This window comes from Bifidobacterium sp. B4079, assembly GCF_026537385.1.
GTDB lineage: Bacteria > Actinomycetota > Actinomycetes > Actinomycetales > Bifidobacteriaceae > Bombiscardovia > Bombiscardovia asteroides_I.
On record NZ_JAFNMH010000003.1, the window covers coordinates 263,814 to 289,134 of the forward strand.

General features: G+C 58.8%; 24 protein-coding genes and 1 pseudogene. 15 read left to right on the forward strand and 10 right to left on the reverse strand.

Features of this window, described 5'->3' with window-relative positions; genetic code table 11:
* The first annotated feature begins 590 nt into the window (after window positions 1-590).
* From J3T95_RS07740 to rbsD, 5 genes are all read left to right on the forward strand, one after another.
* Window positions 591-1,598 (forward strand): LacI family DNA-binding transcriptional regulator, encoded by a 1,008-nt coding sequence (locus J3T95_RS07740; RefSeq protein WP_267451020.1) that lies wholly within the window; start codon window positions 591-593, stop codon window positions 1,596-1,598.
* A gap of 181 nt (window positions 1,599-1,779) precedes the next feature.
* Window positions 1,780-3,279: a sugar ABC transporter ATP-binding protein gene (locus tag J3T95_RS07745; protein ID WP_267451021.1), complete on the forward strand. Its 1,500-nt coding sequence runs from the start codon at window positions 1,780-1,782 to the stop codon at window positions 3,277-3,279.
* A 33-nt stretch (window positions 3,280-3,312) separates the two neighbouring features.
* Window positions 3,313-4,287: an ABC transporter permease gene (locus tag J3T95_RS07750; protein ID WP_396020001.1), complete on the forward strand. Its 975-nt coding sequence runs from the start codon at window positions 3,313-3,315 to the stop codon at window positions 4,285-4,287.
* Window positions 4,288-4,325: 38 nt separating this feature from the next.
* A complete protein-coding gene (locus tag J3T95_RS07755) occupies window positions 4,326-5,273 on the forward strand; it encodes a substrate-binding domain-containing protein (protein ID WP_267451022.1) in 948 nt (315 codons plus the stop codon).
* An 80-nt stretch (window positions 5,274-5,353) separates the two neighbouring features.
* Window positions 5,354-5,749 carry a D-ribose pyranase gene (gene rbsD / locus J3T95_RS07760; RefSeq protein WP_220236839.1) on the forward strand — a complete coding sequence of 132 codons (396 nt, stop codon included), beginning with the start codon at window positions 5,354-5,356 and terminating at the stop codon, window positions 5,747-5,749.
* A gap of 154 nt (window positions 5,750-5,903) precedes the next feature.
* Here the strand turns inward: rbsD and J3T95_RS07765 are convergent, their stop codons facing one another.
* Both J3T95_RS07765 and J3T95_RS07770 read right to left on the reverse strand, forming a co-directional pair.
* Window positions 5,904-6,809: a mechanosensitive ion channel family protein gene (locus J3T95_RS07765; RefSeq protein WP_258561539.1), complete on the reverse strand. Its 906-nt coding sequence runs from the start codon at window positions 6,807-6,809 to the stop codon at window positions 5,904-5,906.
* Window positions 6,809-7,258 carry a GNAT family N-acetyltransferase gene (locus tag J3T95_RS07770; protein ID WP_220236840.1) on the reverse strand — a complete coding sequence of 150 codons (450 nt, stop codon included), beginning with the start codon at window positions 7,256-7,258 and terminating at the stop codon, window positions 6,809-6,811. The genes J3T95_RS07765 and J3T95_RS07770 overlap by 1 nt, the downstream gene beginning before the upstream one ends.
* Before the next feature lie 201 nt (window positions 7,259-7,459).
* On the opposite strand from J3T95_RS07770, the gene J3T95_RS07775 reads away from it, so the two are divergent.
* A complete protein-coding gene (locus J3T95_RS07775) occupies window positions 7,460-8,131 on the forward strand; it encodes a sugar O-acetyltransferase (protein WP_258561540.1) in 672 nt (223 codons plus the stop codon).
* Here J3T95_RS07775 and J3T95_RS07780 read toward each other — a convergent pair.
* Entirely contained in the window at window positions 8,091-8,873 is a 783-nt protein-coding gene (locus J3T95_RS07780; RefSeq protein ID WP_267451023.1) for an ABC transporter ATP-binding protein, read from the reverse strand. The two genes, J3T95_RS07775 and J3T95_RS07780, sit on opposite strands and share 41 nt — an antisense overlap.
* 390 nt (window positions 8,874-9,263) lie before the next feature.
* On the opposite strand from J3T95_RS07780, the gene J3T95_RS07785 reads away from it, so the two are divergent.
* The 5 genes and pseudogenes from J3T95_RS07785 to rsmD form a co-directional block, all read left to right on the forward strand.
* Window positions 9,264-10,175, forward strand: a complete 912-nt coding sequence (locus J3T95_RS07785) for a helix-turn-helix transcriptional regulator (protein WP_267451024.1) — start codon at window positions 9,264-9,266, stop codon at window positions 10,173-10,175.
* Window positions 10,106-10,390: a hypothetical protein gene (locus tag J3T95_RS07790; RefSeq protein ID WP_267451025.1), complete on the forward strand. Its 285-nt coding sequence runs from the start codon at window positions 10,106-10,108 to the stop codon at window positions 10,388-10,390. The genes J3T95_RS07785 and J3T95_RS07790 overlap by 70 nt, the downstream gene beginning before the upstream one ends.
* Window positions 10,391-10,474: 84 nt before the next feature.
* The gene (gene rpmB / locus J3T95_RS07795; protein WP_220236845.1) at window positions 10,475-10,669 is read left to right on the forward strand and encodes a 50S ribosomal protein L28; all 195 of its coding nucleotides are present in this window, start codon (window positions 10,475-10,477) and stop codon (window positions 10,667-10,669) included.
* Window positions 10,670-10,770: 101 nt separating this feature from the next.
* Window positions 10,771-13,248, forward strand: coding sequence for an ATP-dependent DNA helicase RecG (locus J3T95_RS07800; protein ID WP_267451026.1), 2,478 nt, complete (start codon window positions 10,771-10,773; stop codon window positions 13,246-13,248).
* A gap of 10 nt (window positions 13,249-13,258) precedes the next feature.
* A pseudogene (gene rsmD / locus J3T95_RS07805) lies at window positions 13,259-13,864 on the forward strand (16S rRNA (guanine(966)-N(2))-methyltransferase RsmD); the annotation flags it as partial.
* 22 nt (window positions 13,865-13,886) lie between these two features.
* On the opposite strand, the gene trmD reads toward rsmD, so the two are convergent.
* A complete protein-coding gene (gene trmD / locus J3T95_RS07810) occupies window positions 13,887-14,837 on the reverse strand; it encodes a tRNA (guanosine(37)-N1)-methyltransferase TrmD (protein ID WP_267451027.1) in 951 nt (316 codons plus the stop codon).
* 281 nt (window positions 14,838-15,118) lie between these two features.
* Between trmD and J3T95_RS07815 the strand changes: the two genes are divergently transcribed.
* A complete protein-coding gene (locus J3T95_RS07815; protein ID WP_267451028.1) occupies window positions 15,119-16,522 on the forward strand; it encodes an MFS transporter in 1,404 nt (467 codons plus the stop codon).
* A gap of 30 nt (window positions 16,523-16,552) precedes the next feature.
* Here J3T95_RS07815 and J3T95_RS07820 read toward each other — a convergent pair whose 3' ends face one another.
* Complete coding sequence (locus J3T95_RS07820) at window positions 16,553-17,569, reverse strand: YdcF family protein (protein ID WP_258561541.1); 1,017 nt, start codon at window positions 17,567-17,569, stop codon at window positions 16,553-16,555.
* 348 nt (window positions 17,570-17,917) lie between these two features.
* On the opposite strand from J3T95_RS07820, the gene J3T95_RS07825 reads away from it, so the two are divergent.
* From J3T95_RS07825 to J3T95_RS07835, 3 genes are read left to right on the forward strand one after another with little or no spacing between them, the layout of a single operon-like run.
* A complete protein-coding gene (locus J3T95_RS07825; RefSeq protein WP_267451029.1) occupies window positions 17,918-18,736 on the forward strand; it encodes a (Fe-S)-binding protein in 819 nt (272 codons plus the stop codon).
* Window positions 18,733-20,238, forward strand: coding sequence for a LutB/LldF family L-lactate oxidation iron-sulfur protein (locus J3T95_RS07830; RefSeq protein WP_267451030.1), 1,506 nt, complete (start codon window positions 18,733-18,735; stop codon window positions 20,236-20,238). Before J3T95_RS07825 ends, J3T95_RS07830 begins: the two co-directional genes overlap by 4 nt.
* Complete coding sequence (locus tag J3T95_RS07835) at window positions 20,235-20,939, forward strand: LutC/YkgG family protein (RefSeq protein WP_045935029.1); 705 nt, start codon at window positions 20,235-20,237, stop codon at window positions 20,937-20,939. Before J3T95_RS07830 ends, J3T95_RS07835 begins: the two co-directional genes overlap by 4 nt.
* A gap of 106 nt (window positions 20,940-21,045) precedes the next feature.
* Here J3T95_RS07835 and rimM read toward each other — a convergent pair whose 3' ends face one another.
* The 5 genes from rimM to ffh all read right to left on the reverse strand — a co-directional run bounded on the left by rimM (window position 21,046) and on the right by ffh (window position 25,155).
* Window positions 21,046-21,651, reverse strand: a complete 606-nt coding sequence (rimM, locus tag J3T95_RS07840; RefSeq protein WP_267451031.1) for a ribosome maturation factor RimM — start codon at window positions 21,649-21,651, stop codon at window positions 21,046-21,048.
* Complete coding sequence (locus J3T95_RS07845) at window positions 21,648-21,881, reverse strand: RNA-binding protein (protein WP_015021362.1); 234 nt, start codon at window positions 21,879-21,881, stop codon at window positions 21,648-21,650. The genes rimM and J3T95_RS07845 overlap by 4 nt, the downstream gene beginning before the upstream one ends.
* 35 nt (window positions 21,882-21,916) lie before the next feature.
* The gene (gene rpsP, locus J3T95_RS07850; RefSeq protein ID WP_220236852.1) at window positions 21,917-22,375 is read right to left on the reverse strand and encodes a 30S ribosomal protein S16; all 459 of its coding nucleotides are present in this window, start codon (window positions 22,373-22,375) and stop codon (window positions 21,917-21,919) included.
* 171 nt (window positions 22,376-22,546) lie between these two features.
* Complete coding sequence (locus J3T95_RS07855; protein ID WP_267451032.1) at window positions 22,547-23,509, reverse strand: endonuclease/exonuclease/phosphatase family protein; 963 nt, start codon at window positions 23,507-23,509, stop codon at window positions 22,547-22,549.
* A gap of 29 nt (window positions 23,510-23,538) precedes the next feature.
* On the reverse strand, window positions 23,539-25,155 hold the full coding sequence (gene ffh / locus J3T95_RS07860; RefSeq protein ID WP_267451033.1) for a signal recognition particle protein: 1,617 nt from the start codon (window positions 25,153-25,155) through the stop codon (window positions 23,539-23,541).
* Window positions 25,156-25,321: the final 166 nt, after the last annotated feature.

The following is a 25,321-nucleotide window of genomic DNA, read 5'->3' on the forward strand; positions in this document are numbered from 1 at the left end:
AGCTGAGCACCGGAGTCGATTGCATAACAACAGCATAGGATCGTGTGTCTCAAACTAATCAGCTGGAACCCGAGCGTGAGTGGACGCCGTATCGCTTTTCATGTCCTTGATGGTGTCTCTGTCCCTTTCTAATCACTTGGTTTGCGTCTTGATAGTTCACGGCCCTTATTGCTCCGCCTTGCCTGAGCAGATCCGATGTTCGGGGTGACTAGTTTTCGAGTGGGCGGGATTCCTGAATTTTCCCGTGCGACACGCCTTTTGTTTCAGCCAGGTTGTGGCCCTTGTGCAGAAAGATATATACTTGTGGCAACGTTACCGCTTTTTTCTGAAAGGAGAGAACATAAATAGCGGAAACGTTTTTGCATTGGTTATGGATGTGGACGATGATTGTTCACTCATACCCAAAGAGCGCAATCAATCCGTATCCCCGACGTCGCGGATCTATAGAAGTCGTATGAATCAAGTCAGACATTCATCCCTACTCTTCTGGAACTTTTTGTACCTGCTCGATTGATAGAGCAATCAGGCTGGTGCGCAAGGGACGTCGTCAGGTGAGTACTGAATGCTAGCGTTTACTGAGAGGAGGTGTGATGGCATACGTGACAATCCGCGAAGTGGCCCAACGTGCCGGGGTATCGGTATCTACGGTTTCCAGGGCATTGAACCATGCTGGACGTGTATCCCATGTGACCGAAGCGAGAATAGAACAAATCGCCAAGGAACTGGATTACATACCGGATTCGCGGGCCCGAGCCATGCGTTCTTCCAGAACCAAGACCGTGGGTTTGCTGGTTCCAGATATCCGTAACGGTTACTTTGCAGACTTGGCGTATGCGATTCAAGACACCTTATTTAAACGAAATTACAGCACGTTCATTGGTACCTCTTCAGAAAGCGGTTCTCGTCAGGATGCCTTTATCATGAGCATTCTGTCGCAACGAATCGATGGAGCCATCATCGTTCCACAGGGAGAGCAGACGAGGGCCCTGCGTCAGCTTGTAGCACGCGGCCTGCCGGTGATCTTCGTTGATCGGCATGTCAAGGGCATGCGAGATGTCCCGGTGGTGGATTCCGATCCTTTCCCCGGCATGGAGTCGGCTCTGCGTGATGTTCGTGACCATGGATTCAGCAAGGTTGGTTATGTGTCCGGCCCGGTGTTGGATTCTCCGTCCTTGCAAGAGCGCGAACTGGCTTTTCGGCAGGTGGCATCTCGTTTGTTTGGTGAAGAGAACCTATTCGTGGAATCGACCAGTTTTGATCAGGCTTCCTGCGCTTCTGTCCTTCAACGTATGAGTGACGTAGGTGCGGATGCCATGATATTCGGGTATTCGCCGGATGCGGTGAGAGCGATGTCTCTGTTGAATGACACAGGCGCCACGCTGGGTGAGGAAATGTCGATGATCTCGTTTGATGATCTGGACATTTTTTCGCTTTCATCTCCCAAGATCTCGGTCATATCCCAACAAGTGCAGGAAATCGGCCACAAGGGTGCACGTCTTTTCCTGGATATGTTGGCTGGCAAGGAAATCGAGTTTCACGAGCGAGTGAAGACGATTTACATACCCCGAGGTTCACTGGGTACTCCGAGAATAAGGTAATCACCCTTGCCTCACCTGCAATAGGAGAAGAGGGAACCGGCGACGACCCAGTTCGCACGGGTAAGCCGATTATAAAGAGCGGTACTTCACTGCTGTAGCCCGCTTTTCGCACGGCCCGATGAATGATTTCAATAAGCGCAGCCGCAATGGAGCTCATTGAGTTTATATGAAAGTGAACACTATGACACAATTATCTCTTGTCGGAGTATCGAAAAAGTTCGGCGTTACCAAGGTGGTCGATCGAGTATCTATTACCGTTGAACCAGGCAAGGTACACGTTCTTCTTGGGGAAAACGGTGCAGGTAAGTCCACGGTCATCAAAATGATGAGCGGAATTTACCAGCCGGATGAAGGACACATCGAAATCGACGGTCAACAGGTACGCATTCCGAATGTCGATGCTGCCAGGAAGCTGGGGATTGCAGTCATCCATCAAGAGCTGAATATGGTTCCCCAACTCTCGATCATGGAAAATCTGTTCTTGGGTAATCTGCCTTCCTCATCTGGCTTAGTGAATAAGAGAGCAATGAAGCGCAAGGCCAAAGAGGCCTTGAAGCTGATACAGCTGGATGAGGATGTCTCCAGGCCGATGGGGGAGCTAGGCGTGGCCCGTCAGCAGATGGTAGAGATAGCAAAGGCGCTCATGCAGGACGCATCCATTCTTATCCTGGACGAGCCCACCGCTGCCTTGACTCACCGTGAGTGTGAGCATCTCTTCGACATCATGCGTGATCTCAAGGCCAAGGGTGTGGGCATGGTCTTCATCTCCCACCATCTAGATGAGCTCGCCAAGGTGGGCGATATCGTTACTGTCTTGCGCGATGGGCAGTATATCGATACTGTTCCTGCAACCACGCCGGAGCCTGAGCTTATAAAGCTCATGGTTGGGCGCAACATTGAGGATCAGTATCCTCGCCAGGCGCAGCAGCCCGGAAAGGTGCTTCTGAAAGTAGACGGCCTGACCCGCCAAGGCACCATGGAGGACGTTTCCTTCGAACTCAAGGCAGGAGAGGTGGTCGGCATGGCCGGCTTGGTTGGTGCGGGTAGGACGGAAGTCATCCGGGCCATCTTCGGCGCTGATGATTATGACTCTGGTTCAGTGGCCGTAGAAGGCAAGGCTCTTCCTAAGAATTCCATCAATGCGGCTATAAACGCTGGGGTTGGTCTAGTACCTGAAGACAGACGCGCACAGGGGCTTATCGCAGAGGCAGCGGTCAGTGAGAATCTGGGCCTGCCTACCATGCGTTCAACTGCCCGTATGGGGTTCGTGGATCGCTCTGGACAAAAGAAACGCGAAGAGCTGACTGCCGAAAAACTGTCGATCCGCATGGCGGGCATCAATCAAAGCGCCGGGTCCCTGTCGGGAGGCAATCAGCAGAAAGTCGTATTCGGCAAATGGGCCATGGCTCAGGTCAAGGTCCTGCTTTTGGACGAGCCCACGCGTGGTGTGGATGTCGGGGCTCGTGTCGAAATCTACGAGCTGATCAACCAGGTAACTGCCAACGGTGGGGCGGTGCTCATGGCTTCCTCAGATCTGCCGGAGGTCCTGGGCATGTCTGATCGAGTCATCGTCATGAGCAACGGCAAGGTCAGCGGCTCCATGACCGCCGCCGAGGCTGATCAGCAGAAAGTCATGGCGTTGGCAGTGTCCCATATGGATGAAGCAGCCGCAAACGGCTGATCAAAGCGTGAAGGAGAAAAAATGTCTGAAAAGATGAATGAGGGCAACACAGCTGTCAGAAGATCCGCAGGGGAAGAAATCAAGAGATTCGCCATGAGGAATGGGGCCTTGATTGGCCTTATACTGCTGGCTGTCGTTCTTTCCCTCGCCGCACCTGCCTTCCTCACTGGGTCGAACATCCTTAACGTAGGCATACAGGCTGCGACAGTCGCCATCCTGGCTTTCGGGGAAACCTTTGCCATTGTTGCCGCTGGCATTGATCTTTCCGTCGGATCTGTTGCGGCTGTTTCCAGTATGTTCGCTGCGTATGCCGGAGCCTCCATGGGCATGCCGGCATGGTTGACTGTTGTCGTTGGCATCGTAGCCGGTGCTGTCTTCGGAGCTTTGAGCGGCATCGCCAATGCGTATCTCAAGCTTCCCTCCTTCATTGCTACATTGGCGATGATGTCGGTTGCCAGAGGGTTGACACTGGTCATATCGGACGGCAGACCTATCAGCACCTCAGCTGTGGTAAATTTCTTCGGAGGTACGATCCTCAATATTCCGGTACCCATTGTCATGATGATCATCATGGGGATCATCGCAGCTATTATTTTGAATTTCACAACCATTGGACGTTCCATGTATGCCGTCGGCGGCAACATGGAGGCTTCCAGGTTGTCTGGCATTTCAGTTCATAAGACGCAGATAGTCGTCTTCATTCTTTCAGGCATCTTCGCGGCCGTGGCCGGGCTGGTTATTGCGGGTCGACTCCACTCTGCACAGCCGCAGGCTGCTACGGGATATGAAATGGATGCCATCGCTTCGACTGTCATCGGTGGAGCCTCCCTTTCCGGAGGCAAAGGTAAAGTCTCCGGGACTTTCGTGGGCGCCATTCTTCTTGCAGTAATCCGTAATGGCCTCAATATCCTGAATGTCTCCTCCTTCTGGCAGCAGGTTGTCATCGGTCTTGTGATCGCAGCTGCCGTGAGCTTTGATACCTTGCGCCGCAAAGAGGATGCTCACTGAAACCAAACAAGTAGCAAAAAACAAGGAAAGAGAATGAAATGATTAATGTAAAATTCCAAAAGGGCTTGAAAGCAGCTCTGGCACTGGTATGTGCTGGCACGTTTATGGCGGGTCTGTCGGCATGCGGACCGTCAAGCTCATCTTCTGGCAATGAAAAGGTGACTCTCCTGGTATCCACACTCAATAATCCCTTCTTCGTGGATCTTCGGGACGGGGCAAAGGCAGAGGCCCAGAAGCTAAATATCGACCTTCAGGTTTCGGATGCTCAGAATGATTCAGCGACTCAGCAGAACCAAGCCCAGAATGCTCAATCACAAGGGGCCAAGGCTGTGATCATCAATCCAGTGGATTCAGATGCAGCTGCATCAGCCGTTGCTCCTCTCCTCTCCTCTAAGGTGCCGGTCATATCCGTGGACCGTGCCGTCACTGGCGAGAGCGTCGAATCTCATATTGCTTCCAACAATGTGGCTGGCGGCGCCCAGGCAGCTGATGAGCTTGCCAAGTCTATCGGCGAGAAAGGCAAGGTCATCATCCTGCAGGGGACTCCCGGAGCAGCTTCTACTCGTGATCGCGGCAAGGGCTTTAAGGATCGGATTAAGAAGTACTCAGGTATTCAGGTCGTAGCTGAGCAGACGGCCAACTTCGATCGTGCAGAAGCTCTCAATGTCACAACCAACCTCATGCAATCACACCCGGATGCCACAGGCATCTATGCTGAGAATGACGAGATGCTCCTAGGCGGCGTTCAAGCCTTGGGTGAAAAAGCTGGCAAGGATGTCAAGATCTTTGGCTTCGACGGAACCAAAGACGGACTCAAATCAGTCGCTGATGGCAAGGCTGTGGGCACCATAGCCCAGCAGCCTAAGGTGCTGGGCCAGAAGGCTGTCCAGGCGGCTTCGAGGATTCTCAAGGGTCAGAAAGTCCAAAAGACACAGGCAATTGAGGTGAAGACCGTGACCAAGGAAAATGTTTCGCAATTCCAGTAAAGATTGGCATGCGAACGACACGGGTGCGGCTCTTGCCGCACCCGTGTCGTCGTGCGCGCAAAGCATGTAAGGGGAACAAAATGCTAACTCATGGGATATTGAATGCGCAGATGGCCGCCGCAGTGGCTCGGCTCAGACACAAGGATAGGTTTGTCATATCAGATGCAGGCCTGCCAGTTCCGGATGGTGTGGAAGTGATTGACTTGGCAGTGGCTTTTGGAGTGCCTCGTTTTTGTCAGGTCTTGGATGTGCTTAAACCGGAATTAATTCTGGAGTCAGGCCTTATGGCGGATGAAGCTAGAGGGACCGAAGCCGAACGCTGGGTGAAGGATCGTTTCGATATTCCCCTAACATACTGCACGCATGATGGCGAAAACGGTTTCAAAACCAGAATGAAAGGTGTGCGATTCGTCATACGCACCGGTGAAACGACTTCATATTCTAATGTGATTTTTCGCTGCGGGGTTCCCTTCTGAATTTGACTGATAAGAGCAGACAAGGTGAGGGTACAGTTGTTCTTTACTATTTTGGCCGCTTCTTAATGATCGTCAGAGGCGTCTTCTCGTTCTTATTCTACGAGATTAGAAGCTGTGGATTATAAGAAGGCTGCTCGAAACTGATGAGCAATCCTTAGCTCTTCTTGTCTTCCATGCCGCCTATCTGCAGCTCGACCTCCTGGACCAGGTAGTCCTGGCCGGCCAAAGCGCGGGTGGCGGCATCCTGCATATCGGCGGCGATCACGCCCTGCTTGGCGAACATGACCACCTGGCCCTTGATGCCGTAAGGGGTGAAGCCCTGGAGCTGGGCAATGGGTGGGTTGGATGGCATGGCCATGCCCTTGGTTGCCTGGGCCACCACCTGTGCAATTGAATGTGAGGACTTGGCTATATCGGCATCCCCTCGCAGGGTGAAGGGAACCGTGGTGGCGGCCTCACCGGCCTCGGTGATCTTCTCGAGCGCCGTGGTGTTGAGGATGGAGTTGGGGATCAGCAGCTGGTTGCCGGTCCTGTCGATGACGATGGTATGACGCCAGGTCACATCGCGGACGGTTCCGGTGGTGCCCTGGATGGTGATGATGTCGCCGGGCTGGACCACCTTGCTGACCATCAGTCCGAATCCGCCGACAATGTTGGCAATCGTATCCTTCAATCCGAAGGATAGGGCAAGGCCGCTGACGCCCAAGGCGGCGACCACAGTGGACGGGTTGATTCCGAAAACGGGTTGCAGGACTGTGGCAGCAGCGAAGATCCAGATCAGGGCGCGGACGATGTTGACGAAGATGGAGGCACTGGGCAGGTTGGTCCGTTCCAGGGCACGTCGCATGGCCGCCGCTACAATCTTGGAGATCAACGCAGCGCATACGGCCACGACGATCAGAAGGATGATCTTTCCGAAGTTCTGACGGAACCAGTAGATGACGGCATCGCTGAAGCTGGAGATGGCCTGTTCGGATCTTCCCATGGGATCCTTATCCGTAGTGATGCTTGTGCTGGTCAGAGCTGAAACCTCGCTGGCAAAATTGACGGTCAGATTCATCAGGCCTCGTCCTCTGACTCGCTGCCGGCCTTGCTCGTTAGAGGCTTGTCCATCCACATGTGCGGGCATCCCTCGTCCTGGTCGTGAATGCCCATGTCCCTATAGCCTAAAGACTTATAGAAGCCCGACACCCGTTCTTGGGCATGGAGTGTGATTCGGTCCGCTCCGTGGCTTCGAGCGGTTTCCTCCGCTTTGCCTACCAAATTGGCGCCACAATGCTGACCGCGGTAGGGTTTCAGAACAGCCAAGCGGCCCAGGGTCCATGCCTCGTCTCGGTCGGTGAAGATTCGGCATACCCCGACGGGTTCATTCCCGTCATAGGCCACAATATGGAGGCTGGCATCGTCGGTTCGATCGAACTCGTTATGAAAGCCCTGCTCCTCCACAAATACGGCCTTGCGGATGGCCTTGGCATCCTCGGGAATGGCCTCGCTCACCTCATACCGCATGCTTCCTCCTCGCCACGGTCCTCCGTTGTCTCCAATCTACCAAGTTTGTCCCTGGGCGTGAACGCATGTCCGGAACCGGATAACGAATGGTAGGTGCGGCTATCGGCTGTCTGACCCAGACGATTACATGAATAGAGAAGCTGTAAGCAGTGCAAACTTGCAGTAGGGACGCTGAAGTGACGCGGAAACGATGGGATGGCCATGGACAAGGACTCAAAACTGACAGGTGCAGCTGGCGGAGCCGGTAAAGGGGCTTGGCGCTCGCAGAGGGAGCGGATGCTTGCTGGCGAGCTCTATGATGCCTCGGATCCTGAATTGGGCCAGCTGCGGGTCAAGGCCCACGAACTTTGCCGTCTTTTCAACGCGTCTTCTGAGCAGGAGCGGGACCTGCGCAGCCGACTTCTGGACGATCTGGTGCCCAAACACGGTCGGGACGTTGACTTTATGGGGCCTATCTACTTCGACTATGGGTGCTTTACCAAGCTTGGCTCGCGTATTTTCGCCAATTTCAACTTCACTGTTCTGGATACTTGCCCTGTGCAGATTGGCGACGATGTGATGATCGGCCCCAACGTCACCTTGGCTACGCCCCTGCATCCTCTGCGGTGGCAGGAGCGGAAACTGAGGAGCCATGAGGATGGCTCCCTCTACGACTACGAGTTAGGCGCTCCAATCACCATCGGATCCAACTGCTGGCTGGCATCAAACGTGACCGTGGCCGGGGGAGTGACCATCGGCGATGGTGCGGTCATCGGGGCCGGATCCGTGGTCACCCATGACATTGCGCCTGACTCCCTGGCTGCGGGCGTGCCATGCCGGGCGATCCGGGCCATCACCGAGGATGATCGGATGGAACTGCCAGGGGAGGGCTGAAGGCCTCCTGGTCTGGCAGAGCATCCATGCTGGCCAGTTGCCGGGCTATGTTCTGCGGGTCTCCGCCCGGGCAGGTTGCCTGAATGCGTCCGTCTTGGAGGAAGATGACGCGGTGGGCCCGGGCGGCGACATTGGGGTCGTGGGTCACCATGAGGATGGTCTGGCCGCTGCGGACGGCCAGGTCGAAGAGGTCCATGACCTCCCGCGAGCTATGGGTGTCCAAGGCGCCGGTGGGCTCGTCGGCCATAATGATCTCCGGGCTGGCGGCCAGGGACCTCGCGATGGCCACGCGCTGCTGCTGGCCTCCGCTCATGTCGGCCGGATAGGTGTTGGCGTACCCTTCCAATCCGACGCTCGACAGGGCAGACAGGGCTGCTTGGACGGAGATTTTCCTGCCGCCGAAGAGGCTTGACAGCATGGTGTTCTGCAGGCAGGTGAAGGCGTTGACCAGGTTGTAGTCCTGGAAGACGAAGCCGATATGGTCGCGCCGGAGTCTGGTCAGCTCCTTCTCCTTCATTCGTGTCAGGTCTTCCCCGGCGATGGCCACCTTGCCCTGCCTGACCTGGAGCAGCCCTGCGGCGCAATAGAGGAGGGTCGATTTGCCGGCGCCTGAAGGGCCCATGATGGCCGTCCAGGCCCCTGCCTGACACTCCAGGCTGATCTCGTCTAGCACCCGGGCTCCCTGCTTCTGCCGAGTTCCGTAGTCGTAGCAGATCTTGTTCAGAATGAGTGGGGTCTGCATGTATGGTTTCTTTGCCGTCCGATGCTGCATCCTTGCCTCCCTTTCGGCCGTCGCCTGCTTGGTCTCTTCCTCCATAAGACCATGGCGAGCGCTCCTGTCAGGGTGTTTTCAGGGTCGAATCGGGGACGATTCAGGGTTGTGGTTCGCAAGATTCGCATTCCTTCCGGAAGGGAGGGGAGGGGGATTGATGGGCGCGTTATTCACAGGCTGACAGGGACTTAGCGACCGCTTGTTTCCTTGAAACTGCAAGGATGCAACCGTCGGTTGACAGAAAATATTGGTGTCTTTGCCAGAGGCGACCCAAAGCTGGTGGCGGCCGGGGACCTGGGTATTCCATCATGGTTCCGTCGCCGGGTGAATCGGCGTCCCGTCGATCGGAAGAAAAACATCATGAGTTTCAGAACCAACCTGCAGGACCTGCGGTCGCAACGCAACGTGACCCAGGAGCGACTGGCCATGCTGGTAGGGGTATCCCGTCAGGCAGTGTCCAAGTGGGAGTCCGACAAGGCCTACCCGGAGATGGACAAGATCCTGGCCATCTGCGACCTGTTCGGCTGCACCCTGGATGACCTGGTCCTGGGCGATGTCCGCCGGCCGGGCTCCGGTCGGCATGATGATCCGAAAGCGCAGGGCCTGGCTGGGCGGGATGATGGCGCTCCTGACCAGCCGGAAGCCGTATCCTCATCCATGCCCGCCGTGGGCCGGGGCGGCACCGGCCGGGGGTCCTCGACGATCCCCCAGGCCAGGCCCGCTCGGCCGACCGCGCCCGGATACGCCTCCTTCAGTAACGTCTACAGTCTGCGATCGGCCCTCGGCGTCGCCGCCATCCTGTTGGGGCTGGCCTTCAGTGGCCTCTTCGCCGGAGGGAGCCACCCGACGGACGCGCAGAACGGCCTGGCCATCCTCTCTCTGATGATCGGCATCGCCTTGGGTCTGGCCTGCCTGCTGCCGGTGGTCTCGGCCAGGAAGGACTTCCGCTGCAGGCATCCTTGCGTGGTTGATTTCTACACCGATGAGAAGTGTTCTCGGGCCTCCCGTCAGACCACCTGGGAGCAGGTCTGCGGCCTGGCTCTGATTCTTCTGGATGTGCCGATCAACACCGCCGGCTTCCTGATCTGGGGCTGGTCGGACCAGGTCAGGGGCTTCATCCTCTTCGCCCTCTTGGCCTTCGGGGTCCTCCTCCTGGTCCATGCCGGCACCACCAGAAAAATGATGAACATCAAGGCAACGAAGTGGGGGAGAGCGAGGAACATGGCTTCGAGGATTCGGGCGCTGACGGGAACCGGGTCTCCAACTCCATAAGCGGCATCATCATGGGCCTGTGCACGGTGGTGGCCTTGGTCATACTCTTCTCGGGCAACGAAAACAACTTCCTGGGCTTCCACGTGCCATTCTGGGCCTTCTGGGTCATCGACGAAGTCGTCTGCGGGTTGGTGCAGGCCCTGATCGGCATCTTCCACAAGCCCCCTCGTGCCGACCTGATGACTTGCCTTCGTCGGTCAAATGTAGTAGCCTGACAAAGTTGTGTGTTTGACCGTAGCCTTGTGCTGCCGGTATGAACACCTGGAACGACTTGGAAAAACAACGTAAAGGGAGTCATCATGGCAGCTCGTTGCGCGGTGTGCGGCAAGGGCCCGCAGACCGGTTACAGTGTTTCTCATTCGCATATCCGTAATAAGCGCGTCTTCCGCCCCAACCTGCAGTCGGTGCACACCACCGTTGATGGTCAGAACGTGCGTCTGCGCGTCTGCGTCAAATGCCTCAAAGCCGGTAAGGTGCAGCGCGTCGCCGCCTAAGTGCGGTTCGTCGGTCGTATATGGACCCCCGGAGGCATAAGCTCCGGGGGTTCTTGTCGTCCTGAGGGATGATGGTTGGCGCTTGCGGGAGGTGATCGGGTATGTCGGCAGTGGCTCGTGTTGGTCTGCACAGCACCGTGGCCTCGCTGGTGGCCAACAGGCGTCGGGTGAGCGCGCTCAAGGCTCTAGGCGTGGTCACGGTCGGGGATGCGCTGACCTATTATCCTTTCCGCATCACCGATCCCATGCAGGTCACCACTATTGCCGGCATTCGGCTTGGGGAGCCCTGTGCCTTCGCCGCCCGGGTAGATCAGGTGCGTTTGGTGCCACTGAGCGCTCACCGTGGCTTCCGGCTGGATGTGATGGTGGACGATGCAGCCTTCGCCAACAGTCGGGGTGGCACTCCGCTGGCGGTCAGACTGGTTTTCTTCTCTCATAAGAAGCCTTATATGGACTGGATGGTCCGTCGGCTGCAGGTAGGGGCGGATCTGGTCGTGGCCGGTGAGCCCGGCATCTACATGGACCAGCTTCAGTTCACCCATCCCGAGACCCTGATTGTTGCCAATGCCGATCAAAAGGCTTCAGCGGACGCTTCTCGGCCCGGTGCGGCCAGCCTTGATGAGGCCCTGGAGCGCGTCCGTCGTCCGCGCCCGGTCTATCACGCCAGCTCCCGCATCTCCTCGGACCATATTCACGATGTCATTCTGGGTTTTCTGCGCCTGCTGACACGGGCTGATGATGCATCCAGCCCCACTCCTGTAGCAGGTGCCGCCGAGGAGGGGCAGAGCAGCGCCGAGGTCCGCATTGATCCAGAAGCCTTGGGTCGGGCCATACCTGATGTGCTGCCCGAACATGTCCGTGCCGACCAGGAGCTGATGCATCGTGCCCGTGCTCTGCTGGAGATGCATGCCCCCGACAGCCCTGACGACTTCGCTGCGGCACGCAAGACCCTACGTTACGAGGAGGCCTTCGTCTCGCAGACGGCCCTTCTGCAGACCCGTCACCAGACCCAGCAGCAACCCACCTATCCATGCGCGGATTCGGGGGCTGACCGTCCAGACACCCTGCCCGCCCGTTTCGTCGACTCCCTGCCATTCCAGCTTACCGATGGCCAGCGTCAGGTCATCAACGATATAGGCGTCGACATGGCCCAGGATCAGCCCATGCAGCGGCTTCTGCAAGGCGAGGTCGGCTCCGGCAAGACCGTGGTGGCCCTGGCAGCCATGCTTCAGGCGGTCCAGGCTGGCCATCAGGCTGTCTTGGTGGCTCCGACCCAGGTGTTGGCCGAGCAACACTATGCCTCTATCGGCGGCATGCTCAAGGCCATGGGCGCCGATGTGACCGCGACCGCCGTAGAAGGACGCCATAAGCCTGTGGACAACGTCACTATGATCCGTATGACGGATCAGCTGGTCCTGCCTCTGGTGCTGCTGACCGGAGGTATGAGGCTGGCCCAGCGTCGCTCTGCCCTGGCTGTCTCGGCCTCGGGCCGTCCCTGCATTGTCGTCGCCACCCATGCGGCCTTCTCCAAGACCTTCCAGGCTCCAAATCTGGCCTTGACCGTCATCGACGAGCAGCATCGTTTCGGCGTTGAGCAGCGCGAGAAGCTGCGCCGCAAATCCGAGCGGGTTCCCCACCTGCTGATCATGACCGCTACACCCATACCGCGCACAGCCGCCATGACCTGGTTCGGAGATCTTGACATCTCCACCCTGACCGAGCTGCCCAGCAACCGCAAACCAGTGCGCACCCACGTCATCGCCGAGTCTGACGGAGCGACCATGGGCGCCATGTTCCTGCACCTGCGTCGACGGATCGATGCTGGGGAACGAGCCTATGTCATCTGCGCCCGCATTGACGACGAAGATGATCCCTCGACCTCCTCTGACCGTCCCGGCCAATCCAGTGCGTCTGACTCCCAACCTGAACTGCTGGTTGAGGAGGGCCAGGGCGATGGCCACCGTCCGCCTCTGCATTCAGTGGCCGAAATGAGCCAGCGACTAGCCGCCCTGCCGCAGTTCCAAGGCATTGCCATGGCCACGCTGACCGGACGAGATGACGATGCCACCAAGAATGCTGTTATGGCGGACTTCGCCTCGGGTCGCACCCCCCTGCTGGTGGCCACCACGGTTGTGGAAGTGGGGGTGGATGTGCCCCAAGCCTCCTGCATCGTCATCTTCGATGCCGATCGGTTCGGGCTCTCCCAGCTTCATCAGCTGCGCGGCAGGGTAGGACGCGGCGGCACTGACTCTTGGGCCTTCCTGATCTCGCGCGCCCCTGCGGATTCCCCTGCTGCGGAGCGGCTTGAGGTCATTCGTGACACCACTGACGGGGCAAAAATCGCCGAGGAGGACATTCGCATCAGGGGGGCTGGCGACGTGTTGGGTGATGCCCAGTCCGGTGGTCATTCCTCCCTGAAGCTTCTGCGGGTGGTCACCGACGCGCCCATGATCGCCCGTGCCCGCACACAGGCAGGCCAACTGCTGGAATCCGACCCCGCTCTGGCCGGGCAGCCCGAGCTGGCTGGCGCTGTCCTGGACTTCATGAGGGGCAACGAAGGCTTCCTGGTCTCCAGCTGAAAGGACAACAGACCATATGCACATCATCGCCGGCCGCTTCAAGGGATTCCCCATTCCCGCAGCCCTCAAAGGCACCCGGCCCACCACCGATCGGACCAAGGAGGCTATTTTCTCCCATCTGGAGTCCGAAGGCCTGTTGTCCGGCGCTCGGGTCTTGGACCTGTTCGCCGGCACAGGGGCTTTGGGATTCGAAGCCCTCTCCCGCGGTGCTCAGAGCCTGGTGGCTGTGGAGTCTTCTGGTCGTGTTGCCGGAGTGCTGTCACGTTCGGCCGCAGGGTTGCGCCATCATCCTGCCTGGGATCAAGCCATGGATATTCGCGTCAGCAGAAACCGTGCCGAGCGCTTTGTTCGTCCTCTCTCTTCCGGTCATGAGGATGTCGGTCTGTCCGAGGCCTGCTTCGACCTGGTCTTCATGGACCCGCCTTATGATCTGTCGAGGGATGACTGCCAAAGCATTGTGACCGGCCTGACCGCCCGAGCAATGGTGGACGATAGAGGCATGATCATTCTGGAGCGATCCACACGCACTCCGCCGCCCACGGCTCCTGAAGGATGGGTCATTGATCAGGTTCGTACCTACGGGAAAACGGCAGTCTACTATATGACGGCCCGCTGATTATCCCTGTATTGTAGACTTATCAATTTGACGGCTCATTTAGAGGCCTCGGATGGGTTTCTCGTGTATCCCAGCCCAGGTCCTCCAAGAGACGGCGGTCATGCTTATCGAGAGTGGAGCAGTCCAATCGAGCGATCAGGTCGGGACGGATTCGACTGGTTCGCCTGATGGCCTCATCGCGTCGGAATCTGTCCACCTTTCCGTGGTCGCCACTGGTCAGTATCTCGGGCACGGCCATACCCCGCCAGGTGGTGGGTCGTGTGTACTGGCGATATTCCAGCAGCGGCTCGTCCCCGGTGTAGGACTCCTGCACGATGGAGTCAGGATTGCCCATGAAGCCGGGCAGGAGACGGGTGATGGCCTCCAGCATGACCGAGACTGCCACCTCGCCCCCATTGAGCACGTAGTCGCCGATGGAGTACTCTCGGACATCGACCCCTTTGTTTCGGTAGTAGTCGGGGATGCGTGCGTCGTAGCCTTCGTAGCGGCCGCAGCCGAATACCAACCGCTTCGCCTGTGACAGCCTGGTCGCATCGGCCTGGGTGAACAGGGGCGCGGATGGGTTGGGGAAGATCAGGACTGGTTCGGTCATGCCAGCCTCGTGGCTGTCTGCAGATGTATCTGTCTGGGATGCTACGCCATCGCTTTTCTCGCCGGAACTCTTCATCGCTTCTTTTTGTTCTTCGGCATCAGCAGTGTTGGCTGTTTGGTCCGTGGTGGCTTGTTGCAGAGCCGATTGGTCTGGAATGCCCAACAAATCGTCCAGGCATCGGCCCCAGACTTCAGGTTTCATCACCATGCCTGCTCCGCCGCCCACCGGCGTATCGTCCACGGAGTGGTGCACGTCATGGGTCCAGTCGCGCAGATTGTGGGCGCGTATGGTCACCAGGCCTTTCTCCTGGGCCTTGCCCAGCAGGCTGAGTCCAGTTACGTCAAAATACTCGGGGAAGACGGAGACGATATCGATTTGCATGTCACCAACTCTACCTAAGCCTGTTTAGGTCCGTAGCGGACGCGGATCGGTACGTCTGCGGGTGCTACACTGGCTGGGTCTTCAAAAGTTGTGGAGGCGAACCGGCTCGTCGCAGCATGCGGCTGTCAGCCCGGCGCCGCTTTGGAAGATGTCATCAACGCAGCCAGAGAGCTATAACCGTTGCGCAAACAGCAATGAGAGCGGCATCGGATGATGCCATGCCGTACGGATCCGTGGTGATGGCTATGCGAACAGTCTGATGCGTGAGGAGCGGACGGTCCATGGTCGACCATGTTGATAAGAAAACAAGACTGCTGATTGCCGGCACTGCCGGGCTCGCTTTCTGCGGGGTCCTCTTGGAGACCTCGCTCAACGTCACCTTTCCGGAGATGACCCGGTACTTCAAAACTGGGCTGGGCACGGTCCAATGGCTGACCACCGGCTATCTGCTGGTGGTGGCCTTGACGGTTCTGGCTGCCGCCTGGCTGGAGCATTCATTCACGACCCGCATTTTGATTCTTGCCAGCGTGGGGATATTCCTGGGCAGTGACCTGATGTGCATCCTCGCTCCATGCTTCCCCGTCCTTATGGTGGGACGTCTCCTGCAGGGCATTAGCACTGGTATAGCCCTTCCCTTGGTGTTTTCCCTGATCATGAGGAAGGTCCCTCTTCACGTTCAGGGTCGCTACGTGGGCAGCGCCGGCATGACGGTGGCCCTGGCGCCCTCCCTGGGCCCGACTTTTGGCGGAGCCGTTATCCAGGCCTTGTCCTGGCGAGCCATCTTTCTGATCGTGCTGCCCATAGAGCTGATCTTCGGGGTCATAGCACTCATATCAGTCGACAGGGAGAGCGCCCATGTCGGTCCCTTCGCCTGGCTCCAATTTCTTCTTCTGGGTATTTTCCTGACTGGTCTCACCATGGGTCTGAGCACCCTGGATGTGCACGGTCCTATTACTTGGCTGTCCCTGTTCATCGGTGTTCTGGCCCTGGTTGCAGGGATCTGGACCCTTACGCATCAGCGCTACAGCCTGATCAACATCGCAGTTTTTCGGAACCGTATCTTTGCTCCTGCCCTGATCCTCTACTTTTTGGTTCAGTTCGTCCAGATTGGCCTGACATTCATCCTGCCCAACATGGCCCAGTCCGTCCTGGGAGAAACCTCCACCGTCGCAGGTCTGCTTCTGCTGCCGGGGAGCCTGCTTTCGGCCCTCTGCCAGCCCATCACAGGCGGCTATTTGGACGGTCATGGCCTGCGTGGACTACTGGCTGTGGGAAGCGCTGCCTTCTTCCTCTCGGCCTTAGGCTTTCTGGTTCTCAGTCGGCATTTGTCCGTTCCGCTGATGGTTCTTCTCTACGCCTGCTACATGGTCGGTCAGGCTTGTGTCTTCAACAACCTGCTTACGGTTGGACTGCAGCATGTCCCAGCGAAACTGGTGCCCGACGGCAACGCGCTCTTCAACACCCTTCAACAGTATTCAGGCGCCGCTTCGACCGGCGTCCTGGCTGCCATCATCACTGGCATGCCAATGGCCAGAGGGATTCATGCCGGCGCTCAAGCTTTCCAGTTCGGAGCTGTTTGGGCTTTCGCTTTCGTCTTTTTCATCGTCCTGGTCATCCTCCTGGTGGCCTGGTTCCTAGAGCACAGCCTGGCCAGTCAGGATAAGGGTGGGGCTCAGGTTGTATGACCTCCGACTCCTTCTGGAAGACCAATGGTTTTAATTCAGCAATGAGATGCCGACCCAGACGGCCCAGCCTAGTGCAAGGACCAGGTAGGGCCACCAGTGCATGCGGGTGATGGCTACGAACTCACGGATGAATGCAGTTGGCCAGTAGTAGCCCTTGGTGTGCGAGCCGATTCCGTCGGCATTGAGTCCCACTTTGCTGGCGTATTCGCTGGCCCGGAAGACGTGGTAGTCGCTGGTGACCAGGGCCACCCGGTAATGTTCAGGCCCCGTGCCCATCTTGTAGCGGTCATCCAGGATCTGCTTGGAGTAACGCAGATTCTCCAAGGTGGTGGTCGACCTGTCCTCCATGATGATGGCCTCGGCTGGCACCCCGCATGAGTTGCGCAAATACTGAGCCATGGCCCTTGCCTCGCTGATGACCTCATCGGGGCCTTGCCCGCCGGAGACCACGAAGCGCCCCAGCCGTCCCTGCCGCTTCCAGAGGTCTACAGCCTTGTCCAACCGTCCCCGGAGCAGGGGCGTGGGCTCTTCGCCGCGCAGACCGGCTCCATGGATGATGATGTAGTCGTAGCGACGCTTGCGGGGCAGCAGCCTGTAAAAGCTGGAATAGAGCAGCAGGGCCAGGAAGGAGAAGAAGAACCAGGTGGCTTCTAGGTCGATTAGCCCAGCCAGCTTCTGCATCCATGAGGGGGCGCCAAACCCAGCCAAGAGGGGTGAAAGGATCATGTAGGCCACCACGGCCAGTGCTAGCAGTCCGGGCAACAGAGTGGTCAGGGAGATTCCCTCGTGTCGGATGACGATGGCCGTGTTGGCCAACAGGAAGCAGATCACCAGCAGGGGAGAGGCAATGAGCAGGATGACCAGGGGCAGGATCAGCCAGCGCATCCCGAACTGCAGAAGAAGCGCTCCGCCCAGGGACAGCAGCAGGAGCAGGAGCCAGATGGCATTGCGGAACTGCCGTGGTTCCTTGTGCAGATCCCAGAGGAAAAGCAGGCCGAAGATGATGGCGGGTGCATAGAGCAGGAGGAGTTGCAGGTGGTTGGACATGCGCCGATTGCCCCTTTCACGAGAATGGCCGCGCAGGGTCTGCTTCCACTGTAGCGAATCAGCCAGCCGGCGCCTATCCTTGACATGCCAGAGGTTCCCTGACAGCCGTGGTACCATATAAGTGGTAAATCTCACACCTTGGAGGATGAGTGTGGGTGTTTCCCGACGGTGCGCACCACAGATCGATATCATGATGATGAGGGGTCCTTTTGGATTGCACATCGGTGACCGCATGGGCATGGCCAGTCGCAAGGCAGCGATGCGTTGAGAGGCGGATGCTGTTTTGGGCTCCTGCACGATCCGGAGGCGGTCCGGACCTGGCGTACAAGGCTGTAGAGAGGTGTGGTAATGAAAGTAGTGATTTTCTCCACCTGCGTGGTGGACCTCATGTTTCCGAACGTGGGGAAGGCCATGGTGGAGGTGCTGGAGCGGTTCGGCTGCGACACCTATCTTCCCAAGGAGCAGATATGCTGCGCCCAGCCCACCTTCAACAGCGGATATGTCAAGGAAAGCATGCAGGTCATGCGCAACGAGGTGGATGCTCTGCTGAGTGTGGATGCCGACTACATCGTGGGCCCGGCGGGATCTTGCGTGAATATGCTCAAGGAGCTGCCCTTCCATCTGAAGAGTGACCCGGTCTACGCGGCCAAAGCCCAGACCATGGCTGACAAGACCTATGAGTTCTCACAGTTTCTCTATCGGGTGCTGGGTGTGCTGGATGCGGGCGCCGAACTTGACGCTGTGGCCACCTATCATCGCTCCTGCCACATGACCCGGCTGCTTGGGGAACGGACCAGCCCCTTCGTTCTGCTGGACCATGTCAAGGGCTTGACCATGATCCCCCTGCCGCACATCGAGAACTGCTGCGGGTTCGGCGGCATGTTCTCCATGAAGGAGCCTGAGATCTCCAAGCAGATGGTGGATGAGAAGGTGAACGACGTGCTCAGCACCAAGGCCAGCGTCCTCATCTCCTGCGATCCGGGCTGTCTGATGAACATCGGCGGCCGCTTCAACCGGCGTGGCGAGAAGATCACCATCATGCACCTGGCTGAGGTGCTCAATCACAACGCGGACATGAGCCGCGTCAAGTATGTGGAAGGCCGCTCTGCAGGCGATGGGGCCGCGGGTTCCCTCAGGGCTGCCAAGGAAGAGGGGGCTCTGGTATGAGCAGCATGGTCAATGGCAAGAAGGCTGCGCAATATCTGCGGACCAGCAAGGCTCCCTTCCTGACCAGGGTCAAAGAGTCCGAACAGGACGAATTTGCCCAACAGGCCGTGGCCAAGGCCCAGGATGCGCAGTGGGTCAAGCGGGAGGCCGCCCGTCAGGAACTGGGCAACTGGGAACAGTGGCGCGACCTGGGCGAGCAGATTCGCCAGCACGTCATCCGCTACCTGCCTGACTACCTGGAGGAATTCGCCGACAACGTAGAGAGGCGCGGCGGCCATGTCTTCTTCGCTCAGACCGACGATGAGGCTGCCCAGTACATCAAGCAGATCGCCATCGAAAAGAAGGCCAAGCACGTCGTCAAGAGCAAGTCCATGGTGACCAGCGAGATCAACCTGGATCCTACGCTGATGACTGTGCCCGGCCTGGAAGTGCTGGAGACCGACCTGGCCGAGTTCATCCTGGAGGAGGACGACTGGGACCAGCCCACGCATCTGGTCTTCCCTGCCCTGCACAAGAACCGTGAACAGGTTCGTCAGGTTTTCGAGAAGAAGCTGGGCTACAAGGGCGACAACGATCCTCAGCACATGGCTCGATTCTCGCGCAAGGTTCTGCGCAAGCACTTCCTTGAGGCCGACATGGGCATCACCGGCTGCAACTTCGCCGTGGCTGACACGGGCATGATCAACCTGGTGACCAACGAGGGCAACGCCGACCTGGCCATGTGCATCCCCAGGACCCAGGTGGTGGTCATGGGCATGGAGCGTCTGGTGCCGACCATGAAAGAGGCCGAGACCATGGACAACATGCTGGCCCGGTCCGCTGTCGGCCAGAAGCTGACCTCCTATCTGACCTACACTGCACCACGCACCGGCCAGGAGTCGGACGGGCCGGACGATGTCTATGTGGTAATTCTGGACAATGGGCGCTCCAACGCTCTGGGAACGGTTTTCGAGCCCATCCTCCAGTGCATCCGTTGCGCCTCCTGCCTGAACGTCTGCCCCATTTACCGGCACATTGGCGGTCACGGCTACGGATCCATCTATCCCGGTCCTGTGGGTTCGGTGCTCTCGCCGGTGCTGGATGGCGGCTACGACGATTTCGGAGACCTGCCCTACGCCTGCAGCCTGTGCGCCGCGTGTACGGCCACCTGTCCGGTCAAGATCCCCCTGCATCAGCTCATGATCGAGCACAGAAGGATCATGATGGACGACCAGTCCAAGGCCAATCTGATTGACGACACCGTCATGAGGGTCATGGGCCTGGGAACCGGCCACTCCTCGCTCTTCCGTACCGCCCTAGGGGTGGATCACACCATGCTGACGCCCATATCCAAGAAGCAGCCGGAAACGGCCAAGAACCTCTTCGCCAGTGATCGGCATGTGGAATGGATGCCCTTCGTCTTCGGCGGTTGGACCAAGGTTCGTGATCTGCCGGATCCGCCCAAGCACGGGCAGAACTTCCGCAGTTGGTTCGCTCATCACAAGAAGGAGCAGCAGGCATGACCGATCGTGAGGTATTCCTGGACTACCTGGCTAAGAAGAGCGGCAGACCACGCCACCAGCTCAAGGACCATCCTTTGGTGCCGGTCAACGATCTGCCGGAGACCACTTTGTCTGGCCACACCCAGGACGAGCTGCTGGAGATCGCCCGGAAGAGCAGCGAGGCCGTCCATGTGGACTTCCGCACCTGCACCAAGGCCGGGTTGCCCACTGCCTTGGACGAGTTCATCGATTCGCGCAAGGACGACAGCGACCATGTGATGCTGCCCACCTCCGACCTGTTCGCAGACTTCGGTCTGGAGGAGTGGCGGGATGGCCTGAATCCGCCTGCCACTTTCTGGAAGCCGGGGGCCAGCCGCGAGGAGAACATCAGGACTGCTGACGAGTCTGGTACGGCGATTGCCTTTGCGGACTTCCTGCTGGCAGAGTCTGGCACCATCACCGTGGCAACCACTCCTGGTCAGGGTCGTGCTTTCCACTTCCTCCCGGTGCACTATCTGAGCATCATCCGCAAGTCCAAGATCCTGCCGCGAACCCGGCAGGCCATGGACTACTATGATCCAGCCCTGGTTTCAGGAGAGCTCAAGACCTCCAACATCAACTTCATCACTGGCCCCTCCAACACGGGCGATATCGAAATGGTGATCGTGGTGGGCGTGCATGGCCCTCTGGATATGACATATCTGGTGGTTGAAGATATGTAGCTCTATATCATTTCCTGCTTCGGCAGGTGCATTTCCCGCAGGTGGGGAGTCAGCGTCCTTCTTCGAGCCGCTGACTCCCCACCTACCTTCTTGTTAAGAGACGGGGTCAGCCCAGGCCAGGCAGAAGTCCTCCAGGTGGATCGATGGCCACATACCCGTTTTCAATATCAACCTGGGGCACCAAGGCTTCGACGAAGGGTATCAGCCCTTCCGTCTCCTCGTCGCCTTCTTCGACGGTCATGCGGATCTGCAGCTGCTGCTGGGCTACGCCGTCCAGCACGTCGCTGACCTGGCCGACCACTCGTCCGGAGGGCTCACCCAGTGAGTTGCCCGGAGCCATGCGAACCTCGAGTCCAATCAGATCATCGGAGTACCAGGCATCCTCCTGCGCCAGCTCCTCTGCTGGATCGGCATGGGTATACAGCTCGATGCCGTTCAATGCTTCGGAGGCGTTCCTGTCTTCGACTCCTTGGAAGAGGACGATCCAACGCTGTTTGAAGCGGCGGGAGGAGACCACCGTGAAAACCTGACCGTCCCTGGTCTGCAACTGGGAGCCGGGGGCGAAGCGTCGCTCAGGCTCGTCGGTGCAGACATATACGTTGACCTCGCCCTTGAGCCCTTGGGCGCGGCCGATACGGCAGACCCTCAGCAACCTTCGCTGCTGAGGGTCCGGACCCTGCGGGTCGTGATTGGCGGACCGGCTGGGGCTCACCGGCGCACGTCCATGATATCGACGCGCACCTTGTGGTCGGCCAACGCCTGGATCACGGTGCGGATGGCGTTGGCGGTCCTGCCGCCCCTGCCGATCACGCGGCCGATGTCCTCGGGGTTGACCCGCACCCGCAACAGCTCCCCGCGAGAGTTCTCGTGGGACTTGACCGACACGTCATCGGGGAAGTCCACGATGTTCCTGATCAGGTGCTCAACAGCCTGTGCAAGCATGATAGCCGGTCCTTCCAGTCCTCAGTGAATGTGCCTTACTCAGCAGCCTGCTCGGCCTGGGCGGCATCCGCCGACTCATCGGCCTTGGGGGCTTCCTTCTCCGCCTCAGCCTTGGCCTTGGCGTCAGCCTCGGACTTGGCGGCCTTGAGCTTCTGGGCTTCGTTCTGTGCCTGCTCGATGCGGGCCTGGGCGTCGACCTCGGCCTGCGGCACCTTAAGAGTGCCTTCCTTGCCGGGCAGATCCTTGAACTTCTGCCAGTCGCCGGTGATCTTCAGAAGGTTGAAAACAGGGTCACTGGGCTGAGCGCCCACACCCAGCCAGTACTGGGCGCGATCGGAGTCGATCTTGATTGAAGAGGGTTGGGTGTTGGGATCGTAGGTGCCGATCTCCTCAATGACCTTGCCATCGCGCTTTTTGCGGGAATCGACCACGACCACGCGGTAGAAGGGGTAGAACTTCTTGCCCATTCTCTTCAGACGAATTCTGGTTGCCAAAACGGCTCTCCTTGGTACTTGGTGTGCCCGGCGGCGTCTCCATGTGGGGCATGGTGGCGCTCCTGGCGTGTTCCTCACGGCCGTCGGAATGAGAGGGCTCCTCCGGACATGAATAACAGCAAAAGTATACCTCCACCGTGGGATATGGCGGGTGGTGAGCCTGTAAGGATTTCAGAGCCGACGAGGCAGAGTCAACCGGGCCACCAGCGCTCGGTGGTCGCTGCCGGGAATCCTGAGGGCATGCATGGATTGCGGAATTAGGCCGCCGTCCGTCAAAATATGGTCGATTTCGATCAACGGCGGCAGCGTGCTTGCGGAGGGGAAAGTCGGATGGCTGCCGGCTTTCAGGTGCAAAGATGCGTCATGCAGTCCGGATTTGGCCAGCGTAGCCCGGAAGGTCGGATGTTGCAGGGTGGCGTTGCAATCGCCCATGACGATGGTGGGTACAGGCGGATGGGTCAGTTTGGCCAGTGCGGCGATGCCCAAACCCCACTGTCCGGCACCTCGTTGGGGTGATTTGGGATGGACGCTGGCCACTCGGATCGGTCCAGAGCTGGTCTTGAGCTCGACTAGAGGTACTGCAGCCGCCGGAAGGTCCAGAGCCGATGGCGAGGTTTTGACGGGTTGCGTGGCTGAGAGGATAGCGTTCTGGCCGCCATTGTCGTCAGGGCTCGCAGTTCCCTGTGTCAGGTAGGGCAGGAGCCGATCCAGACCTGCGGCCTGAAGCGATTCCAGCAGCTTCCCCTCTACCTCCTGCAGGGCTAGTACCTCTATTCCATAGGCCCGCACGCAACGCACGACCTCTTCAGGATTGGACTGGCCGAAGCGACAGTTCAGAGTCATGACGCTCAGTCCATGGTCGGAAGATGATTGACTGGTCCGGTCTGCTGGAGGCAGTCGGTAGCATAGACGCTGGCAGCTGGCCAGAGTGAGTTCTATCAGCGCCAGCAGGCATTGGGGCCAGGCGTGTGCGAAGACCGTCCATATCAGTATGGCCAACAGGGGAGCGGTCAGCAGGTCGATCAGGGCGATCAGCTCTACCAGGGGGCGGTGCCAATCAGCTCCGGCAGGCAGGAAGCGCAGGGCCATCCACAAGGCGATGAGACCCAAGAGAATCCAGAGAAGCGTGTTCACGTGCCATTGTCTCCTGCATGAGGGAGGGGTTAGCGACCGCCGAAGAGACCGCCCAGTCCGCCGCCAAGGTTGGGGGGCAGGTCCGGCAGGCCTTCAGGCATCTGCGGAGTTTGAGGGCGCTTAGCGAAGGCCGAGCCGCCGGAAGATTTGCCCTTGCCGGACAGGCGCTCGCGTAAAGCCTTTTCTTCGGCCTCACGCTTCATGGGATTGCCTGAACGGGAACCCTTGCGGCCTTTCTTGCCTTTTTTGCCCTTCTTGCCGCCGCCAGCGCCCATGCCACCCATGCCTGGGATTGAACGGCTGCCATTGGTCATCCGCTTCATCATCTTGGCTGCTTGCTCGAACCGCTGCAGCAGGCCGTTCACAGCTGAGACCGTAGTGCCGGCGCCATAGGCGATCCGGGCCCGACGTGAGCCGTCGATGATGCTGGGGTCGCGTCGTTCCTGGGGAGTCATCGACTGGATGATTGCCTGGGTCCGGTCCACTTCCTTCTCATCGAACTGTTCAAGCTCCTTGCGGTGCTGGGCCATGCCCGGGATCATGCCTAGGATGCTCTTGAAGGAGCCCAGCTTGCGAACCTGCTGGAGCTGTTCCAGAAAGTCGTCCAAGCCAAAGCTGCCCTCGGACATCTTCCCGGCGGCCTTGCGGGCCTCCTCCTCGTCGAACTGACGCTGGGCCTGCTCGATCAGGGTCAGGATGTCGCCCATATCCAGAATGCGGGAGGCCATCCGGTCGGGGTGGAAGACCTCGAAGTCCTTGAGACCTTCGCCGTTGGAATCGAAGAGGATGGGCTTGCCGGTCACCGAGGCCACCGACAGGGCCGCGCCGCCGCGGGCATCGCCGTCCAGCTTGGATAGGACCACGCCGGTGAAGTCCACGCCCTGGTCGAAGGCCTTGGCTGTGGCGACGGCGTCCTGGCCGATCATGGCATCGATGACGAAGAGGATCTCGTCGGGGTGGACGGCATCGCGGATATTGCGGGCCTGTTCCATCAGCTCCTGATCCACGCCCAGCCGTCCGGCCGTATCAATGATGACCACGTCGTAGAGCTTGTCCTTGGCCACCCTGATCGAGTCGGCCGCCACCTTGACGGGGTCTCCTGTGACCTGTCCGGGGGCCGCCAGCTCGGATCCGCTGGTTTGCACGCCCGGCTCGGGTGCGTATACCGGCACTTCGGCGCGCTCGCCGACCACCTGGAGCTGGGTGACCGCGTTGGGTCGCTGCAGGTCGGCCGCCACGAGCAGTGGGGTGTGGCCGGCATCCTTGAGCCAGTAGCCCAGCTTGCCGGCCAGCGTGGTTTTGCCTGCACCCTGCAGGCCGGCCAGCATGATGACTGTGGGTGGGTTCTTAGCGAAATTGAGTGGTCGGTCCACTCCCGCGCCCAGGATGTCGGTCAGTTCGTCATAGACGATGGAGACCACCTGCTGGGCTGGGTTCAGAGCCTTGGAGACCTCCTCGCCCAGGGCGCGTTCCCGGATGCGTCCGGTAAAGGAGCGCACCACATCCAGGGAGACATCGGCATCCAGGAGGGCGCGGCGGATCTCGCGGATTGTGCCATCGATGTCGGCCTCGGTCAGCTTCCCCTTGGAGCGCAGATGGGTGAAGGCCTGGGAGAGCCGATCGGTCAAAGATGAAAATGCTGCCATAGTGTCCCAAGTCTACCTGTCAGCCGGGAGATTGGCTGTTGATTCCTTAGGGCCTCTAGCTGGTTCTGATATATGGAACGACGATTTTGTTCAGCAGCCAAAGGCGTGTTACCCTGAATTTGCAACGTTGCAAATTAATATGAACCGGTCGGTCCGGCTCGCTGGG

Excerpts from the sequence above, each read along its gene's own strand:
- rbsD (WP_220236839.1), top strand. The coding sequence starts at position 5,354 with ATGCTAACTCATGGGATATTGAATGCGCAGATGGCCGCCGCAGTGGCT.
- J3T95_RS07800 (WP_267451026.1), top strand. The coding sequence starts at position 10,771 with ATGTCGGCAGTGGCTCGTGTTGGTCTGCACAGCACCGTGGCCTCGCTG.
- J3T95_RS07750 (WP_396020001.1), top strand. The coding sequence starts at position 3,313 with ATGAATGAGGGCAACACAGCTGTCAGAAGATCCGCAGGGGAAGAAATC.
- J3T95_RS07755 (WP_267451022.1), top strand. The coding sequence starts at position 4,326 with ATGATTAATGTAAAATTCCAAAAGGGCTTGAAAGCAGCTCTGGCACTG.
- J3T95_RS07775 (WP_258561540.1), top strand. The coding sequence starts at position 7,460 with ATGGACAAGGACTCAAAACTGACAGGTGCAGCTGGCGGAGCCGGTAAA.
- J3T95_RS07745 (WP_267451021.1), top strand. The coding sequence starts at position 1,780 with ATGACACAATTATCTCTTGTCGGAGTATCGAAAAAGTTCGGCGTTACC.
- rpmB (WP_220236845.1), top strand. The coding sequence starts at position 10,475 with ATGGCAGCTCGTTGCGCGGTGTGCGGCAAGGGCCCGCAGACCGGTTAC.
- J3T95_RS07825 (WP_267451029.1), top strand. The coding sequence starts at position 17,918 with ATGAAAGTAGTGATTTTCTCCACCTGCGTGGTGGACCTCATGTTTCCG.
- J3T95_RS07765 (WP_258561539.1), bottom strand. The coding sequence starts at position 6,809 with ATGAATCTGACCGTCAATTTTGCCAGCGAGGTTTCAGCTCTGACCAGC.
- J3T95_RS07740 (WP_267451020.1), top strand. The coding sequence starts at position 591 with ATGGCATACGTGACAATCCGCGAAGTGGCCCAACGTGCCGGGGTATCG.
- ffh (WP_267451033.1), bottom strand. The coding sequence starts at position 25,155 with ATGGCAGCATTTTCATCTTTGACCGATCGGCTCTCCCAGGCCTTCACC.
- J3T95_RS07845 (WP_015021362.1), bottom strand. The coding sequence starts at position 21,881 with ATGCTTGCACAGGCTGTTGAGCACCTGATCAGGAACATCGTGGACTTC.
- J3T95_RS07780 (WP_267451023.1), bottom strand. The coding sequence starts at position 8,873 with ATGCAGACCCCACTCATTCTGAACAAGATCTGCTACGACTACGGAACT.
- J3T95_RS07835 (WP_045935029.1), top strand. The coding sequence starts at position 20,235 with ATGACCGATCGTGAGGTATTCCTGGACTACCTGGCTAAGAAGAGCGGC.
- trmD (WP_267451027.1), bottom strand. The coding sequence starts at position 14,837 with ATGCAAATCGATATCGTCTCCGTCTTCCCCGAGTATTTTGACGTAACT.
- J3T95_RS07815 (WP_267451028.1), top strand. The coding sequence starts at position 15,119 with ATGGTCGACCATGTTGATAAGAAAACAAGACTGCTGATTGCCGGCACT.
- J3T95_RS07770 (WP_220236840.1), bottom strand. The coding sequence starts at position 7,258 with ATGCGGTATGAGGTGAGCGAGGCCATTCCCGAGGATGCCAAGGCCATC.
- J3T95_RS07830 (WP_267451030.1), top strand. The coding sequence starts at position 18,733 with ATGAGCAGCATGGTCAATGGCAAGAAGGCTGCGCAATATCTGCGGACC.
- J3T95_RS07785 (WP_267451024.1), top strand. The coding sequence starts at position 9,264 with ATGAGTTTCAGAACCAACCTGCAGGACCTGCGGTCGCAACGCAACGTG.
- J3T95_RS07820 (WP_258561541.1), bottom strand. The coding sequence starts at position 17,569 with ATGTCCAACCACCTGCAACTCCTCCTGCTCTATGCACCCGCCATCATC.